Source organism: Novosphingobium sp. (assembly GCF_031417815.1).
GTDB lineage: Bacteria > Pseudomonadota > Alphaproteobacteria > Sphingomonadales > Sphingomonadaceae > Novosphingobium.
The window spans coordinates 1-15,034 of the sequence record NZ_JANOWI010000010.1 but is presented as its reverse complement, the minus strand read 5'-3'; the positions used below and the strand labels follow the sequence as shown (position 1 = coordinate 15,034).

Genomic DNA, 15,034 nt, shown 5'->3' with positions numbered 1-15,034 from the left:
TGACTCAAACCTCGAATGCGTTGATTGTGGGTCTGTGACCTCGTGCGCTTGTGCAACGCCATCCCTTCGTGTGCAACAGGCTATGCCGATGGTCCGCATTGCGCCATGATGGATAAATCGGGGTTAAACGGGAAGGTTACCAGAATGCGAATCGTGGTTACGGCGCTGATTTTCCTGGCCGGCATGTTCAATCTGTTCCTCGGTATCTCATTCCTCGTCAATCCTGCCGACATGGGCCAGCAATTCGGCGTTTCGCCCGGTGGTCCGCTTGGTCTGGCGGTATTGCGCGCCGATTTCGTCGCCTTCTTCCTGGTTGTCGGCTTTTGCATGCTGCGCGGTGCCTGGCGCCGCAACGGCGATCTGCTGCTGGTGCCGACCGCGCTGTTTGCGGTCGCCTTCACCGGCCGCGCCATTTCTGCGGTCGTTTCAGGCACCCAGCCCGGTTTCTTCGAGCCGATGGTGGCCGAAGCCGCGCAGGTCATCCTGCTGCTGGTGGGCTGGCGGGTAATCCCGCACCACAAGATCGCAGAACTGACGAGCTAGCGCGCAGCCCGCCACAGCCCCTTTAGCGCCATCGGCACGAACGCCAGCCCGGCAAACAGGGGCGGAGCAATGACCGCCCCCCAATAGAAATTGTCAGGCCGGCCAACGAAGGCAAAGGCAAAAGCATAGCCAGAATAGAGCAGCGTGAGGGTGCTCCCAAGCTCGCTCTTCCATCCTGCCCAGCCCAACAGGCACGCGATGACAATCGGTCCGGCGATGAAATGTGGCACGAACCGCAGATTGCTGAACAGCACAACATTGGACAGGAAGCCTGATAGGCCGCGCATGGCGAGCCATGATGGACCAACCACGTCGCTTGGCCGCACCTGCTGCGCAACCAGATGAAGGTGCCATGCAAGCCCGATCCCGAACAGGACGACCGGCACGCTCCACGCCGCCGCTTCTTTCCAGTCGCGTCGCCAACCAGCCATCGCCGCCATCAACAGAATGAATGGCAGGACATGCTCGCGGATCGCCAGAGCGAGCCCGGCCACCACAATCGCAGCGAGGTACTTTCGACCCGGTCGATGCAGCCCCAAAGCAAGCGCGAGCAGTGTCCCTGCCCACAGTTCATGAAGCACAAAAAAGTAGCGATTCACGGCAAGGCTCATGCCGAAGAAAATCAACGCCGTGGCTATCCGGCGCTCTTTTTCGGCCCCCGGTTCCTCTCCAAAGCGGCGCCACCAGGCCCATATCGCTGCCAAAACAAGGATGACTGCCAGTGCCATTTCACCGGGCACAAATACGTCAGCCCCCTTTCCGGGATCGCCAAGCCACATGGCAAAGTAAGCAAGCGTGGGCAGCCTGACAGCGAGCCCGGGGCGCAGCGGATAGTCGGATCGGCGATGCTCCTGGGCCACGACAGCGTAATAATTCTCGCCTTTGCCGATCCGCGCGATGACGCGGTCATAGAGCGCCAGATCTTTGTCGCGCGGCCGAACGACCGTGCCTTGGACCTTGTACTTTACCGCATCGATGAAGCCAATGCGCGGCGTATCCTGCGGCCCGGCGCGGATCGGGACGATCGCCGAGGCGATCAGCAACAGGACAAATGCCGCCGCGAACAGGCGCGCCTGTATCCGCGTCCAGCCGGCAAACCGCTGGTACCCTGCTTCGCCCATATCGCTCATCGGCCCCCCATGGCGCGCTTCTTGCCCGCACGGCGGCACGCAAGCAAGCACCGTTCCTTCACCGAAATGCAGGTTCGCGCTAACTTGCGCTTCATCGCTGCCGCCTTACATTAGGGGCTGAAAGGAATTTGCGCAAAATGAACGACGATCAGCCCACGGGTAATCCCTGGATGAAGAACCTGCTGGTGTGGGGCGGGATCTTCCTCGCGCTCGCGTTGGTGGTGTCGATGTTCAACGCCCGCGGCGAAGTCGCGGCCACCCAGATTTCCTACTCGGATTTCAAGAACAAGGTGCAGGCGGGCCAGGTCGAAAAGGTCGAGGTTGGCGAAAAGAAGATCGTCGGCACCACCAAGGACGGCAAGCAGTTTGCCACCACCCCGGTGCCCAACGACACCACCCTGCCCGATCTGCTGCAAAAGGCCGGGGTGCAGGCCACCGGCAAGCAGCCCGATGAGAGCAGCTTCCTGGTCTATTTCCTGTTGCAGATCTTCCCGATCGTCCTGATCCTGGGCCTGGCGATCTTCATCATTCGCCAGATGCAGAAGGGCGGCAGCAGCGGCGCGATGGGCTTTGGCAAAAGCAAGGCCAAGATGCTGACCGAAAAGCAGGGCCGCAAGACCTTTGCCGACGTCGCCGGGATCGACGAAGCGCGCGAGGAACTGGAGGAAATCGTCGACTTCCTGAAGGATCCAACCCGCTTTTCGAAGCTGGGCGGACAGATCCCCAAGGGCGCATTGCTGGTCGGGCAGCCCGGCACCGGCAAGACCTTGCTGGCGCGCGCGATCGCGGGTGAAGCGGGCGTGCCGTTCTTCACCATTTCGGGTTCGGACTTCGTTGAAATGTTCGTCGGTGTGGGCGCCAGCCGCGTGCGCGATATGTTCGAACAGGCCAAGAAAAGCGCTCCGTGCATCGTTTTCATCGATGAAATCGACGCGGTCGGCCGGCATCGCGGCCACGGCCTTGGCAATTCGAACGACGAGCGCGAGCAGACGCTGAACCAGCTGCTGGTCGAGATGGACGGGTTTGAGGCCAACGAAGGCATCATCATCATCGCCGCCACCAACCGCCCCGACGTGCTCGATCCCGCCTTGCTGCGCCCGGGCCGGTTTGACCGTCAGGTGGTGGTACCGCTGCCCGACATCGAAGGGCGCGAAAAGATCCTCAATGTCCACATGAAGAAAGTGCCGCTGGCCCCCGACGTTGAACCGCGCGTGATTGCGCGCGGCACCCCGGGCTTTTCAGGCGCGGACCTGGCCAACCTGGTCAACGAAGCCGCGCTGCTGGCGGCCCGGCGCAACAAGCGGCTGGTTGCCATGCGTGAGTTCGAGGACGCCAAGGACAAGGTCATGATGGGTGCCGAACGGCGCAGCATGGTGATGGACGACGACGAGAAGAAAATGACCGCCTATCACGAGGCCGGCCATGCACTGGTGATCATCCACGAACCGGCACACGATCCGATCCACAAGGCCACGATCATCCCGCGCGGCGGCGCGCTGGGCATGGTCATGCACATGCCCGAGCGTGATCGCTATTCGTACCACCGCGACAAGATGCACGCCGATCTGGCCACCGCGATGGGCGGCCGCGTGGCCGAAGAGCTGATCTTCGGGCACGACAAGGTCAGCTCGGGCGCCAGCTCGGACATCCAGTATGCCACCCGCCTGGCCCGTGCGATGGTGACCAAGTGGGGCATGTCGACCAAGCTTGGCCCGCTGCAATACGAAGAAACCCAGGAAGGCTATCTTGGCTATGGCGGATCGGCCCGGACCATGGGTTCGGACGAAACCAACAAGCTGATCGACACCGAGATCCGCGATCTGGTCGAAGGCGCGCACAAACGCGCAACCGTCATCCTCAAGAAGAATATCAAGCAGCTGCACCTGCTGGCGCAGACGCTGCTTGAACACGAAACGCTGACCGGCGACGAAATCAAGGAACTGGTCGCCACCGGCAAGATCGACCGCGAGGACAAGCCCGGAAGCAGCCAGCCGATAGCCGAGGTCAAAGGCTCGGCGATCCCGAAGGCCGGGCGGCGCGCAGTAGGAGCGGCGGCTTAAAAGCCGTGGCTGCGCGGCGCTCCCGGATCGTCAGCCCATCGACAGGCCCAGCACGGCCATTGCGAACAGCATCAGCGCGATTATTGCAAAACCGCTGAGCAGGGCTGTGCGCCACAAGGCGCCGGCCCTGCTCAGGCCGTAGGTTCCCCGCAGCTGGCGGTGCATGTGGAACGGCACATAGAACATCAAAAGCGCAATCAAGGCTCCAAATGAGGTCCAGACGTTGATCGCGGTTATTGCAGCCAGCACGATCAGCATGAAGCTGAGCGAATAGGTGACGAACACCGTGTGGTCGTAAAGGTGGAACTTGCGGCTGAACGGAAACAGCAGCCACACGAACGGCACGCTCAGCGGGATGAGCAGCCAGCTATATTTGTACGCGCTCGACTGGACCTTATAGATCGCCAGGTCGGGATTTTTCGCCGCGTCGTCCCAGGCATCATTGATCCCGCGCGCCCATTCGGGGCCCGATGCGGCATCCGAATCGCCGCTTACCTGGATTGGCCCGCCCTTTTTGCTGGTGCGAATACCGTTCAGCGCGGCCTCTGCGCCGACCAGCTGGCCCTCGATAGCCGCAGTCTGTTCTCCCGCCGCTTGCGCCGCCGCGAGCTGGGACTTCAAGTCGGCAATCTGCTTGATCGCCTTGGCTTCCGCTTTGGCCAAGGCTGCAGGATCGCTGTTCTGATTGAAGTGGATCGGCCCGCTGGCCAGATTGAACAGGGCGAAGGTCAGAAAAACCACGAACAGGAACAGCGCGATCGGGCTGACATAGCTCGCGCGGCGGCCATCGATATATTCGCGGGTCAGCTGCCCCGGTTTCCACGCCAGCAGCGGCAGCGTGCGCCAGATCTTGCCTTCGAAGTGGAACACCCCGTGGAGCAGATCGTGAAAGAACGCGCCCAGCGTCTTGTGCACATGCGCCGCCTGACCGCAGGTATGGCAGTGGTTGCCGATCAGCGCGGTGCCGCAGTTGAGGCAGGCGGCCTCGAGCGTGTCGCCGCCATTACCGCCCTCGCCGTGCCCAGGTTCCACCGCACGGGAAAGCAGCGCGCCTTCGGCCACGCCGCCAATCACTTCGCCGGGTCCCGACACGCGCGCACTCCTTTGGCTACAAGTGCCCGTTCATGGTCTTGCAAGGCGCGCGCGGTCAAGCCACAGGACAAAGAACGGGAGATGAATCGATGAAGCGCTTTCTAGCCGTGCTGACCATGCTGCTGGCCGTGCCAATGGCGGCCATAGCCGCGCCTGGCGATATGAGCGTTGCGACGTTTCTGAACAAAGCCGATGCCCTCAAGGCAAAGGGACCAGCCGCGCTGTTTTCCAGCGATATCGGCTTGCTCAAAAGCGAAGGAAAGGCAGCCGGTGAACACTATAAGGCGAGGCTGAAAAGGGAGCGCGCCGAAGGCCGCCCCTCGAGCTGCCCGCCGCCGGGGGTCAAAATCAATTCTGACGATCTGCTGGCGCACCTGCGCACGTACCCGGCAACCGTGCGTCCCAAAGTCAGCATGAAGCAGGCCATGGCCGATTATTTCATCAAGGCGTATCCCTGCCGCAGGTAATTCCGGTCAGGGCGCGGCAATGCCCAGCCAGGTGCGCACCAATGGCGGCCACCAGGCGCTGTACCAGATAACGATGGCAGCGATCTGGCCGGCAACGAGCAGCGGAATTGCGATGCGAAACACCCGGTGCACCGTGCCCCGCGTCGCCAGATCGAACCCCGCGCCGATCAGGATAAAGACATTGATTCCGGCATAATAGTGCGCCCAGGTGTTGAAGGGGCCGGTCCCGGTTAGGCGGTCGATCGCCCCGCCCCACCAGCGCTGATAGGGGCCGCCCATGATCGCGGCGGTGCCCAGGTAGATCAAACGCTTGTGCACTGCCGGCTGGCGCCGCGCGCGAAAAGCCAACGGGACACAGATCGCAAAGACGACCAGCACAAACAGGGGAAACGTGAAGAAGCGAACATTTTCGGGGTCGGTTTGCGCCCAAAAGCGCTGGCTGTAGATTTCGGCGCCGAACCCGGTCGCGACCACCAGAATTGCCAGACCCATACCGGCAATGCCGACGTTTTGGTGCCATGCGATCCGCCGCCGATTGACCAGTGTCACTTGCAACGTGAGCAGGGCCAGCCAGGCGAAATAGACGAACACGTGGGCGACAAGGATGGTCGGCGCGGCATAGGGGGCCTGGCCGGCATACCGTTCCATGGCCGGGGGCAAAAAGCCCATCGCCACGGCCAGCCACGACGTGGCAACAAAGCCCAGCCAGAACGCATTGTCCCAGCGGTGGCGCACCACAAATCCGGTTTCATCCATGCCCGGCCCCCTTCAGATCGGGGGAGGATGAACACCAACCCCGCAACCTGTCAAACCAGCCCAAACGAAGTTTGAAAAGCCACGAAAAAGCCCGCGCACCTTGCGATGCGCGGGCCAGATTTCGCGGGCTTTGCGGCAATCAGCCTTCGTAGTCGCCACCAATCGAGGTGTTGCGCACCGGCGCGGCGGCGGTGATCCGCAGCGCTTCGGCCGACTGGCTGAGCGAACCGATATCGTCCATTTCATCTTCATCGTCGGGCAGCACGCGCTGCAGCGAGACGACCACCGATTCCTTGAGATTGGCCGGGTGCACGGTCTGTTCGGCGATTTCGCGCAGTGCGACCACCGGGTTCTTGTCACGATCGCGTTCGATCGTCAGTTCGGCCCCGCCCGAAATCTCACGCGCGCGCTGCGCGGCTATCAGGACCAGGTCGAAGCGGTTGGGGATCTTGTCTACGCAATCTTCAACGGTAACGCGCGCCATCGGGGCACTCCACAAAATGAGGAATTCGGAGGAATTGCTCCGCGCTTAGCCGTCATCGCTTTGAGAAGTCAAAAAAATTCGCACAAATCATTGATTTATTGCGATACTTTTTGCGAATCAGTCTTCGTCGTATTGGCGATACTGTTCGCGGGCGAGATTGCCGAACTTGGTGAACTCGCTTTGGAAATGCAGATAGACGTTGCCGGTTGAGCCGTGGCGCTGCTTGGAAATGATCACCGTGGCCTTGTTGACCACTTCGAGGTGCCGCTCCATCCACTTGTCATACTTGGCGATCGCATCGCCGTTGCTGGTCTCGCTCGGCACATCGGGCTTGGCGGCATCGTGGTAATATTCTTCGCGGAAGATGAACCAGACCATGTCGGCGTCCTGCTCGATCGAGCCCGATTCGCGCAGATCCGACAGCTGCGGGCGCTTGTCCTCACGGCTTTCGACCGCGCGGCTGAGCTGCGACAGCGCGATCACCGGCACCGACAATTCCTTGGCGAGCGTCTTGAGCCCGCGGCTGATTTCGGAAATTTCGTTGACCCGGTTGTCGCTGGCCCGGCCGGTCCCTTGCAGCAGCTGCAGGTAATCGACCACCACCAGCCCGATATCGTGCCGCCGCTTGAGCCGCCGGGCGCGGGTCCGCAGCGCGGCGATCGACAGCGCCGGGGTATCATCGATATAGAGCGGCAATTCGGCAAGGCGCTGGCTGGCGAACGAGATCCGCTGGAAATCCTCGTGGCTGATCTTGCCCATGCGCAGCCGCTCGCTGCTGATCTCGGCCTGTTCGGCCAGGATACGCGTCGCCAGCTGATCGGCGCTCATTTCAAGGCTGAAGAAGGCGACCGGGGCGCCGACCGACTTTTCCGGCGCGATCCCGTCCTTCATATCGCGCAAATAGCGATCGGCGCAGTTGAAGGCGATGTTGGTGGCGAGCGAAGTCTTCCCCATCGCCGGGCGTCCGGCGAGGATGATCAGGTCCGAATCGTGCAGCCCGCCGACCTTGGCATTGAGATCATCGAGCCCGGTGGTGCGGCCCGAAATGTGACCGCCCGAATTGAGCGCGCGCTCGATCTGCTGGATCGCCGCCAGGCTCGAGGTGCGAAAGCTTTGTGCCTCGCTGCCCACCGAGGCACCTTCGGCGACCTTGTAAAGCGCGGCTTCGGCCCCGGCGATCTGCTCCATCGGCTCGACACTTTCGGATGTGTCGAGCGCCGAATTGACCAGGTTGCGGCCAACCGAAACCAGTTCGCGCAGCAAGGCCAGATCGTAGATCTGCTGGGCCAGTTCGCGCGGGGCGAGCAGGCCCTGGCCGTCCGCCGTCAGCCGCGCCAGATAGCCGACCCCGCCCAGTTCCTTCAGCGCTTCATCGGCTTCGAAATAGGGCCGCAAGGTGACCGGCGTGACCACCGCCTTGCGATCGATCAGCTGCAGGATCCGTTCGAAAATCCGGGCGTGGACCGGTTCGAAAAAGTGATCGGGATGGAGCGGGCTGACCAGTTCCTCGATCACCCGGTTATCGATCAGGGCCGCGCCCAGGAACGCAGCTTCGGCCTCGACATTGCTGGGCAGAGCACGGGCGGCGGGCTCGTCGGGGCGGGCAAAAGGGATCGGTTCGGCCATAGGCTGCGTTCAATGCGCGTGAGTGGGTGCGGGTTCAAGCGCAACCTGCAGGAGTTTTCGTCCACAGGCTGTGGAAGGCGGGGATGATCCCTTGTGACGCGGGGAGGAAGGCTATTGCCCGCCCCTGCTGCATCTGCGAAAAGCCGCGCCCATGGCCAGCCCCCGGATCATCCACATCGCGCTTGATGAAGCGACGATCCTGTGGCGCAGCGCCGATATCGAGCAGGAACGGCGGATCGCGATCTTCGACCTGATCGAGGAGAATACGTTCAAGCCGCTGCGGGCGTGGGAGGCCGGCCACCAGGGACCTTACCGGCTGGGGCTGGCGGTTGATGATGGCCGGCTGACGCTGGAAGTGGCTGACGAGGACGGCCATCTGCTCGAGCAGCTGGTGCTGGGGCTGGGCCGGTTTCGTCGCCCGATCCGCGATTATTTCGCGATCTGCGACAGTTATTACCAGGCGATCCGCAGGGCCACCGCGGCCGAGATCGAGACGATCGACATGGCCCGGCGCGGGGTCCACAACGAAGCGGCACAGATGCTGCTCGAACGGCTGGAGGGCAAGGTCGAAACCGACTTTGCCACCGCACGCAGGCTGTTCACCCTGATCTGCGTGCTGCATATCAGGGGTTGAGGGGAAACAGGGTTCGCAATGGCAAGACGTTCATCCAGTCGCTGGCGGCTGCGCGTCATCGGCGCCGGTCTGCTGCTGGCCTTGCTGGCTGCCGGCTGGGGCTGGTGGACGATCCGCCACTGGCGGCCGCCGGTGGCGTCTTTCCCGGTCCAGGGGATCGAGGTTGGATCGGTGGACGGCGCGGTGGACTGGAAGGCGGCCAAGGCGATCGGGGCGGGCTTTGCCTATCTCGATGCCTCGGCCAGCGCTTTCGCGCGCGATCCGGCCTTCGCCAGGAACCTCGATGAAGCCCGCGCCGCCAAGCTGCAGGTCGGTGCGGTGCACACTTACGATCCGTGCCAGCCGGCCGAACGCCAGGCCGCCAATTTCATGACCGTAGTGCCGCGCGACAAAACGATGCTGCCGCCTGCGATCGATCTGGATCTTGTGGCCGACAATTGCCCGGTCAAAGTCAGCGATGCCGCGGTTGAGAGCGAGCTGATGACCTTTCTCAACCAGATCGAAACACACACCGGCAAACCGACCATCCTCAAGATTTCAAACCAGTTCGAAAAACGCTATCACATGGCGCGCAAGCTCGATCGCAACCTGTGGCTCACCCGCCTGCGGTTCGAACCCGACTATGCCGGGAGGCCGTGGACCTTGTGGACCGCCAATACCTATGTTGATACCGAGGCCAGCGCGGCGCCGCTGCGCTGGGTGGTGGTGGGCCGATGAGCTGGAGCAAGGAAACCCTGATCGCCGCCGCGCGCGAAGCCGCGGGCAAAGCTTATGCGCCCTATTCCAATTTCCACGTCGGCGCGGCGCTGGGTTTTGCCGACGGTTCGGTGGTCACCGGGGCCAACGTTGAAAACGCCAGCTACGGCATGACGCTGTGCGCCGAGACGGTCGCGGTCGGCAAAGCGCTCAGCGAAGAGTGGCGCGGCAAGCTGGAAGCCGTGGCAGTGATCGGCGGCAAGGCCGGCGCGGTTGGCGTAGGCGATCCGGTAACACCGTGCGGCCGCTGCCGCCAGATGCTGCACGAACTGGCCGCGCTGGGGAAAAACGATCCCACGGTGTGGTGTGTGGGCGAGGATGCGGTGCTGGAACTGGCGCTGTCGGAACTGCTGCCCAGGGCGTTCGGGCCGGGGGCGCTTGCATAGTCCGGATTTCGCATTGCAGGTAATGCATTTCTGCATTACGTTATTGAAATGACGAAATTGACCGTAACCACTCGAGGTCAGGTGACCTTCAAGAAGTCCGTTCTCAAGCATCTGGGCATACCGCCCGGCGGCAAGGTCCAGCTCGATCTGCTTCCAGGCGGACGCGCAGAAATCAAGGCTGACAGGCCATCCGGATCGTGGAACGACTTGCGCGGTCTTCTCAAGGGCAAGGGAAGCGGGGTCAAGCTGACCATGGATGAGATCAACGACGCCATTTCTCAGGCCGGTGCCGCAGCCGGTCTGTCCGGGCTGAAGGACACGTGAAAATTGCGGCTGATACAAACGTGTTGTTGCGGCTGATCCTGGCCGATGACGATGCCCAGAGCCGCGTAGCCGCCAAAGTCCTTGAAGATGCAGAGCTTGTCGCGATCAGCGTACACACCCTTTGCGAAATGAACTGGGTGCTCGCTTTGCGTTATGAAATGACCCGCGCTGATATCGTCGCTGCGATCCGCAGCCTGATGGAGACCCGCAACGTCGTCGTCAATCGCCCAGCGGTTGAGGCAGGATTGGCGATCCTCGAGGCTGGCGGCGACTTCGCCGACGGGGCAATCGCGTTCGACGGACAATGGCTGGGCGGTGAGACTTTCGTCTCATTCGACAAGAAAGCCGTGAAACTGCTTAAGCAGGCCGGGACCGCAACAATGCTTTTGCGTTGAGGCCTACCCGCCGCAAGCCTACCCCAACCACTCCAGCAGCGCCCCCAGACAATCCCGCCCCAGTATCGCGCTGCGTTCTGCGCTCCAGCCTTGCGCGGCGCAGGGCAGGTCATCGTTATCCTTGAACGGCATTTCCAGCGTCATCGCCACCGCGCCGAAGCGTTCGGCCAGCTGGTTGGTCGACATCGTCAGGTTGGCCTTGCCCGCGCCCGCCGCCGGATAGCCGAGCCGGGTCTGGAAATCGGGCGTACGGCGCGCCAGGATTGCCTTGTAGCTATCGAACCCCGCCTGCTGTTCGCTTTTGTGTGAAGGGATGCCTTCAAATCCGGCGAGGAATACCGCCGCGATCGCCTCGTCACCGTGAACGTCGATCGCGAAGTGGACCCCGGTTTCGTCCATCGCATTCCTGATCGCCAGCACTTCGGGGCTTTTTTCGGCGCTGGGGCTGGCCCATTCGCGGTTGAGGTTGACCCCGGCGGCATTGGTGCGCAGGTGCCCGCGGCGCGAACCATCGGGGTTGGCGTTGGGGACAATGTGGAAGCGGCACAGTTGCCGCAGCTTGCGCGCCACCGGATCGGCCGGATCGGTCAGGAGGTCGAGCGCGCCTTCCATCCACCATTCGGCCATGGTTTCGCCCGGGTGCTGGCGGGCATAGAGCCAGACCTGCTTGTCGCCCTCGCCGAGGTCGAGGCAATCGATCGGCTGGCCATCGAGCGAATGACCCAGCACGCGGTGCGAGACGCCATCGGCCTGCGCCGCGCCGGCCACCAGATCGTGGTGCCGCTCCATCGAATAGGGCGCGAAATAGGCGAACCAGGCCTGGCTGGCGCCGGGGGTATAGCGCACGGTCAGGGTGCCGCCGTCCTCGGCCTTGTCGTACGAACTGTCAGCCCGGCCCCAGAAAAGACGGTCTTCGCTGACCGCAGCGCGGTAATTCGGCCAGCCGCCGGGATAGGCTGAGGCGCCCAGCCCGGTGATCTTCAGCTCCAGTGCGCGGCCCTGGCAGCCTGACACCCGGAAGTGGAACCACTGGAAGAAGTCCGACAGGTGATCCTTGCGGAGCTTGAGCCGGGCCGTGCTGCCATCAATCGCAAGCACTTCGATATTGCCGCCGTCAAAGCCGGCGTCGATCTGGATCTGGGTCATTTGACCTCGATAGTCGCACCCGACTGGCCGGGGAAGCCCTGGAACAGCGCTTCGGTCATTTTGGGTGCGCCCAGCGCGGTGCTGGCGAGCGGCGACTTGGCCGAGACGGTGAAGCTGGCGCGCCCTTCCCACAACACGGTGCCGCTCGCGCGGTCGCGGATCGAGACTGCCAGATCGGTCGCCACCTCAGGGCCCGGTTTGGGCGAGAGGTTGAGCCCGACGCCCACCCCTACGCCGCCGCCATAGGTTCCGGTCGATCCGCCGACCCCGACGCTAACCGGGCTGCGCGTCTGCGGATCGATCGTCCGGCGGGAGAGCGCCAGCTGCGCGATCTGTGCTCCGCTACCAGGCGCGGCTTCGCTATAGCCCAGCGTCACCAACTGGCGCAGCACTGCGCTGCGATAGGCCTGCCATTCGATGCTGGCGCCATCCACCCCTGGTGCCGGTTCGACCGAGATCGTGCCCTTGCCCAGCATCGTGACGTCAGCCCCGTGAAACCGCGTTACCTGCACCGGCCCGACCGGGGTGACGCAGGCCCCGAGGCTGGCGACCAGCGCGGCGGCAAGGCCAATTTTGATGAAATTCATAGCTATGCGTCCCTTGGATATCCTGGCGCGCAGCTTGCCCCTGCCGGTCCGTGCTGGCAAGCAATGTGCGGCCATTAACCAATTACTGGCCTGAAACTGCTAGAGCCTCTGACATCATGACCCACAAAGTTCCCGTGCTCGTAACCGGCGGTGCCGGTTATATTGGTGCCCACGCCGTGCTTGCCCTGGCCGATGCCGGTTGGCCGGTGGCGGTGATCGACAACCTGACCACCGGCTTTCGCTGGGCGGTGCCCGATGGTGTGCCGTTCTATCAGGGCGATATCGAGGATGCTGCGCTGCTTGCGCGGATCTTTGCTGAACAGGGCACACGCGCAGTGATGCATTTCGCCGGTTCGATCATCGTCCCCGAATCGGTTGAGGATCCGCTCAAATATCATCACAACAACACCGCCAAAAGCCGCGCGCTGATCGCCGCAGCGGTGGCTGGCGGAGTCCCGCATTTCATCTTTTCGTCAACCGCAGCAACCTATGGCGTTCCCGAAGTCTCGCCGGTGAACGAGGATACGCCCAAGCTGCCGATCAATCCCTATGGCATGTCCAAGCTGATGACCGAGATCATGCTGGGCGATGTTTCGCGCGCGCATCCGCTGGGCTATTGCGCGCTCAGGTATTTTAACGTCGCCGGGGCCGATCCGCGTGCGCGCACCGGGCAATCGACCGCTGGCGCCACGCACCTGATCAAGGTTGCGGTCGAAGCTGCACTGGGCAAGCGCGATCATGTTGACGTGTTCGGCACCGATTTCGACACGGCCGATGGCACCGGGGTGCGCGATTACATCCACGTTTCGGATCTGGCGGCGGCACATGTGCTGGCGCTGGAAGCCTTGATCGCCGATCCCGCCGCCTCGCTGACCATGAACTGCGGCTATGGCCGGGGCTATTCAGTGCTCGAGGTGCTCGATGCAGTGGACCGGGTGACCAACCAGCAGATCACCCGCGTGCTCGGCCCGCGCCGTGCCGGTGATCCCGATTCGCTGATTTCGGACAACGCGCGGATCAAGGCGACCCTGCCGTGGGTGCCGCAGCATGCCGATCTCGATACGATCATCGCCCATGCGCTGCAGTGGGAACGAAAACTCGGCGCGATCAGGGGTAATAGTTGACTTCGCCGCGAGTCACCCTTAACGGCCCGGCTTCAAATTCAAGCGGCGCGTGTAGCGCCTGAGGAAACCATGAAGATTCGCAACAGCCTCAAGTCGCTCAAGGGACGCCACCGCGATAACCGCGTGATCCGCCGCCGTGGGCGCACTTATGTGATCAACAAGACCAACCGCCGCTTCAAGGCGCGCCAGGGCTGATCGCCCGGTAGCGGGGCCAGCGCGTCCCGGCACGACCAGCGGCCCGCCTCCCTTCGGAGCGCGGGCCGAAATCGTTTTTGACCTGAGGGATTTTGGCGATGACGGTGCGAATCGAGGCTGTGGTGTTCGATGTCGGCAAGGTGCTGGTTGAATGGGAACGCGACCTGCCGTTCCGCCGGCTGATCCCCGATGCGGCCGCGCGGGCGCAGTTCATGTCCGAGGTGATTCCGCTGAGCTGGCACGGCGAGCACGACGCGGGGCGCGATGCACGCACGATGATCGCGGAACGGACCGCGCAGTACCCGGAACACGCGCATCTGATTCGCGCCTGGCTTGAGACCTTCAACGAGACCATCCCCGGCCCGGTCCCCGGCAGCACCGCAATTGTCGAAGACCTGCACGCCGCCGGAGTGCCATTATTCGCGATCACCAATTTCGGCGCGGATACCTGGGCCGGATTTGCCCCGACCTTTCCGCTGTTCGAACGGTTCGGCGATATCGTGGTCTCGGGCGTGGAGAAGCTGGCGAAACCCGATCCGGCGATCTACGCGCTGGCCGAGCGGCGGTTCGGCCTGCCGGGCCAGGCGATGCTGTTTGTCGATGACAGCCTGGCCAATGTGGCAAGCGCACGGGCCTGCGGCTGGCATGCGCACCATTTCAGCGATGCGACGAAGTTGCGCGCCGAATTGACCGAGCGCGGGCTGCTGGGTTGAAAGGGTTCACGCAGAGGCCGCAGAGGAAGAACTGAGGCGCGGAGGTGTCGCGCCGAGCCGCAGGCTGCGGCTTCTTATCGACCCTTGCGGTTGACGCATCCTTCAAGAGTGAAAGCGGCTACGCCGCAAACACAACCCCCTTCATGTCTCTCCTTCTTCTCTGCGCCTCTGCGTGAACCAAAAAACAAGGCCCCCGTTCTTGCGAACGAGGGCCAGGTGAGGGGCGTCAGCGAACTGACGCGGGGGTCTTGGGGTCAGGCGGCCTTGGCGTTGCACTGCGCCAGGTCATCGGCGCTGAACGCGCCCTTGGGGCCGGTGAAGCTGGTCAGCGGGCCAAACGCCTTGGCCACCTTGACGCAGGTGTTGATCGGGCGGGCTCCATCGACGGCGCCGGTGCAGGCATTGCCGTTGCAGTTCCACACCACGCCGTTGACGATCTTGCTCTTGGGCGCTTCGAGCGCGGTGCTGAGCTGGATCTGATAGCGTTCGGCGGCAGCCGCCTGCGCCGGGGTGGTGGTAGCCGAGAAGCTGGCGACCGTGCCGACAAGGGCGAGACCGGCGGCGAAGAGGCTGCGGGCAAGCGGGCTGTGGTTGAGTGCGGTCATGATTCGTATCC

The 15,034-nt window shown here is 63.1% G+C and carries 19 protein-coding genes; 11 read left to right on the top strand and 8 right to left on the bottom strand.

Going from position 1 to position 15,034, the window contains the following annotated elements; translation table 11 throughout:
* The first annotated feature begins 144 nt into the window (after positions 1-144).
* Complete coding sequence (locus tag RMN99_RS02080) at positions 145-543, top strand: hypothetical protein (RefSeq protein WP_309621633.1); 399 nt, start codon at positions 145-147, stop codon at positions 541-543.
* Here the strand turns inward: RMN99_RS02080 and RMN99_RS02075 are convergent.
* Entirely contained in the window at positions 540-1,673 is a 1,134-nt protein-coding gene (locus RMN99_RS02075; protein WP_309621632.1) for a hypothetical protein, read from the bottom strand. The two genes, RMN99_RS02080 and RMN99_RS02075, sit on opposite strands and share 4 nt — an antisense overlap.
* A gap of 137 nt (positions 1,674-1,810) precedes the next feature.
* Here RMN99_RS02075 and ftsH point away from each other — a divergent pair, with 137 nt between their 5' ends.
* A complete protein-coding gene (ftsH, locus tag RMN99_RS02070; RefSeq protein WP_309621631.1) occupies positions 1,811-3,733 on the top strand; it encodes an ATP-dependent zinc metalloprotease FtsH in 1,923 nt (640 codons plus the stop codon).
* Between the two features lie 30 nt (positions 3,734-3,763).
* Here ftsH and RMN99_RS02065 read toward each other — a convergent pair whose 3' ends face one another.
* Positions 3,764-4,825, bottom strand: coding sequence for a DUF3667 domain-containing protein (locus RMN99_RS02065; protein ID WP_309621630.1), 1,062 nt, complete (start codon positions 4,823-4,825; stop codon positions 3,764-3,766).
* A gap of 89 nt (positions 4,826-4,914) precedes the next feature.
* Here RMN99_RS02065 and RMN99_RS02060 point away from each other — a divergent pair, with 89 nt between their 5' ends.
* A complete protein-coding gene (locus RMN99_RS02060) occupies positions 4,915-5,292 on the top strand; it encodes a hypothetical protein (protein ID WP_309621629.1) in 378 nt (125 codons plus the stop codon).
* A 6-nt stretch (positions 5,293-5,298) separates the two neighbouring features.
* On the opposite strand, the gene RMN99_RS02055 is transcribed toward RMN99_RS02060, so the two are convergent.
* The 3 genes from RMN99_RS02055 to RMN99_RS02045 all read right to left on the bottom strand — a co-directional run bounded on the left by RMN99_RS02055 (position 5,299) and on the right by RMN99_RS02045 (position 8,158).
* The gene (locus RMN99_RS02055; RefSeq protein ID WP_309621628.1) at positions 5,299-6,048 is read right to left on the bottom strand and encodes a hypothetical protein; all 750 of its coding nucleotides are present in this window, start codon (positions 6,046-6,048) and stop codon (positions 5,299-5,301) included.
* Between the two features lie 139 nt (positions 6,049-6,187).
* A complete protein-coding gene (gene rpoZ / locus RMN99_RS02050) occupies positions 6,188-6,532 on the bottom strand; it encodes a DNA-directed RNA polymerase subunit omega (protein ID WP_309621627.1) in 345 nt (114 codons plus the stop codon).
* 117 nt (positions 6,533-6,649) lie between these two features.
* Complete coding sequence (locus RMN99_RS02045; RefSeq protein ID WP_309621626.1) at positions 6,650-8,158, bottom strand: replicative DNA helicase; 1,509 nt, start codon at positions 8,156-8,158, stop codon at positions 6,650-6,652.
* A gap of 151 nt (positions 8,159-8,309) precedes the next feature.
* Between RMN99_RS02045 and RMN99_RS02040 the strand changes: the two genes are divergently transcribed.
* The 5 genes from RMN99_RS02040 to RMN99_RS02020 are packed head-to-tail and all read left to right on the top strand — an operon-like array spanning position 8,310 to position 10,653.
* Positions 8,310-8,792, top strand: a complete 483-nt coding sequence (locus tag RMN99_RS02040; protein ID WP_309621625.1) for a UPF0262 family protein — start codon at positions 8,310-8,312, stop codon at positions 8,790-8,792.
* An 18-nt stretch (positions 8,793-8,810) separates the two neighbouring features.
* The gene (locus tag RMN99_RS02035) at positions 8,811-9,509 is read left to right on the top strand and encodes a glycoside hydrolase family 25 protein (RefSeq protein WP_309621624.1); all 699 of its coding nucleotides are present in this window, start codon (positions 8,811-8,813) and stop codon (positions 9,507-9,509) included.
* The gene (locus RMN99_RS02030) at positions 9,506-9,934 is read left to right on the top strand and encodes a cytidine deaminase (protein WP_309621623.1); all 429 of its coding nucleotides are present in this window, start codon (positions 9,506-9,508) and stop codon (positions 9,932-9,934) included. Before RMN99_RS02035 ends, RMN99_RS02030 begins: the two co-directional genes overlap by 4 nt.
* A gap of 48 nt (positions 9,935-9,982) precedes the next feature.
* Positions 9,983-10,258, top strand: a complete 276-nt coding sequence (locus RMN99_RS02025; protein WP_309621622.1) for an AbrB/MazE/SpoVT family DNA-binding domain-containing protein — start codon at positions 9,983-9,985, stop codon at positions 10,256-10,258.
* Positions 10,255-10,653 carry a type II toxin-antitoxin system VapC family toxin gene (locus tag RMN99_RS02020; protein ID WP_309621621.1) on the top strand — a complete coding sequence of 133 codons (399 nt, stop codon included), beginning with the start codon at positions 10,255-10,257 and terminating at the stop codon, positions 10,651-10,653. Before RMN99_RS02025 ends, RMN99_RS02020 begins: the two co-directional genes overlap by 4 nt.
* 18 nt (positions 10,654-10,671) lie before the next feature.
* Here RMN99_RS02020 and RMN99_RS02015 read toward each other — a convergent pair whose 3' ends face one another.
* Positions 10,672-11,799: a M14-type cytosolic carboxypeptidase gene (locus RMN99_RS02015; protein ID WP_309621620.1), complete on the bottom strand. Its 1,128-nt coding sequence runs from the start codon at positions 11,797-11,799 to the stop codon at positions 10,672-10,674.
* On the bottom strand, positions 11,796-12,386 hold the full coding sequence (locus tag RMN99_RS02010; RefSeq protein WP_309621619.1) for a DUF4136 domain-containing protein: 591 nt from the start codon (positions 12,384-12,386) through the stop codon (positions 11,796-11,798). Before RMN99_RS02010 ends, RMN99_RS02015 begins: the two co-directional genes overlap by 4 nt.
* Before the next feature lie 116 nt (positions 12,387-12,502).
* Here RMN99_RS02010 and galE point away from each other — a divergent pair, with 116 nt between their 5' ends.
* The 3 genes from galE to RMN99_RS01995 all read left to right on the top strand — a co-directional run bounded on the left by galE (position 12,503) and on the right by RMN99_RS01995 (position 14,418).
* Complete coding sequence (gene galE, locus RMN99_RS02005; RefSeq protein WP_309621618.1) at positions 12,503-13,510, top strand: UDP-glucose 4-epimerase GalE; 1,008 nt, start codon at positions 12,503-12,505, stop codon at positions 13,508-13,510.
* A 69-nt stretch (positions 13,511-13,579) separates the two neighbouring features.
* Positions 13,580-13,705, top strand: a complete 126-nt coding sequence (gene ykgO, locus RMN99_RS02000) for a type B 50S ribosomal protein L36 (RefSeq protein ID WP_004210176.1) — start codon at positions 13,580-13,582, stop codon at positions 13,703-13,705.
* 98 nt (positions 13,706-13,803) lie between these two features.
* Entirely contained in the window at positions 13,804-14,418 is a 615-nt protein-coding gene (locus RMN99_RS01995; RefSeq protein WP_309621617.1) for an HAD family phosphatase, read from the top strand.
* A gap of 254 nt (positions 14,419-14,672) precedes the next feature.
* On the opposite strand, the gene RMN99_RS01990 is transcribed toward RMN99_RS01995, so the two are convergent.
* On the bottom strand, positions 14,673-15,034 hold a 362-nt coding region (locus tag RMN99_RS01990; RefSeq protein WP_309621616.1), incomplete at its 5' end, for a CC_3452 family protein.

Coding starts and splice junctions, on each gene's coding strand:
- RMN99_RS02060 (WP_309621629.1), top strand. CDS start 4,915: ATGAAGCGCTTTCTAGCCGTGCTGACCATGCTGCTGGCCGTGCCAATG.
- RMN99_RS02055 (WP_309621628.1), bottom strand. CDS start 6,048: ATGGATGAAACCGGATTTGTGGTGCGCCACCGCTGGGACAATGCGTTC.
- RMN99_RS02030 (WP_309621623.1), top strand. CDS start 9,506: ATGAGCTGGAGCAAGGAAACCCTGATCGCCGCCGCGCGCGAAGCCGCG.
- RMN99_RS02075 (WP_309621632.1), bottom strand. CDS start 1,673: ATGAGCGATATGGGCGAAGCAGGGTACCAGCGGTTTGCCGGCTGGACG.
- ftsH (WP_309621631.1), top strand. CDS start 1,811: ATGAACGACGATCAGCCCACGGGTAATCCCTGGATGAAGAACCTGCTG.
- RMN99_RS02045 (WP_309621626.1), bottom strand. CDS start 8,158: ATGGCCGAACCGATCCCTTTTGCCCGCCCCGACGAGCCCGCCGCCCGT.
- RMN99_RS02025 (WP_309621622.1), top strand. CDS start 9,983: ATGACGAAATTGACCGTAACCACTCGAGGTCAGGTGACCTTCAAGAAG.
- RMN99_RS02040 (WP_309621625.1), top strand. CDS start 8,310: ATGGCCAGCCCCCGGATCATCCACATCGCGCTTGATGAAGCGACGATC.
- RMN99_RS02010 (WP_309621619.1), bottom strand. CDS start 12,386: ATGAATTTCATCAAAATTGGCCTTGCCGCCGCGCTGGTCGCCAGCCTC.
- rpoZ (WP_309621627.1), bottom strand. CDS start 6,532: ATGGCGCGCGTTACCGTTGAAGATTGCGTAGACAAGATCCCCAACCGC.
- RMN99_RS01995 (WP_309621617.1), top strand. CDS start 13,804: ATGACGGTGCGAATCGAGGCTGTGGTGTTCGATGTCGGCAAGGTGCTG.
- galE (WP_309621618.1), top strand. CDS start 12,503: ATGACCCACAAAGTTCCCGTGCTCGTAACCGGCGGTGCCGGTTATATT.
- RMN99_RS02080 (WP_309621633.1), top strand. CDS start 145: ATGCGAATCGTGGTTACGGCGCTGATTTTCCTGGCCGGCATGTTCAAT.
- ykgO (WP_004210176.1), top strand. CDS start 13,580: ATGAAGATTCGCAACAGCCTCAAGTCGCTCAAGGGACGCCACCGCGAT.
- RMN99_RS02015 (WP_309621620.1), bottom strand. CDS start 11,799: ATGACCCAGATCCAGATCGACGCCGGCTTTGACGGCGGCAATATCGAA.
- RMN99_RS02035 (WP_309621624.1), top strand. CDS start 8,811: ATGGCAAGACGTTCATCCAGTCGCTGGCGGCTGCGCGTCATCGGCGCC.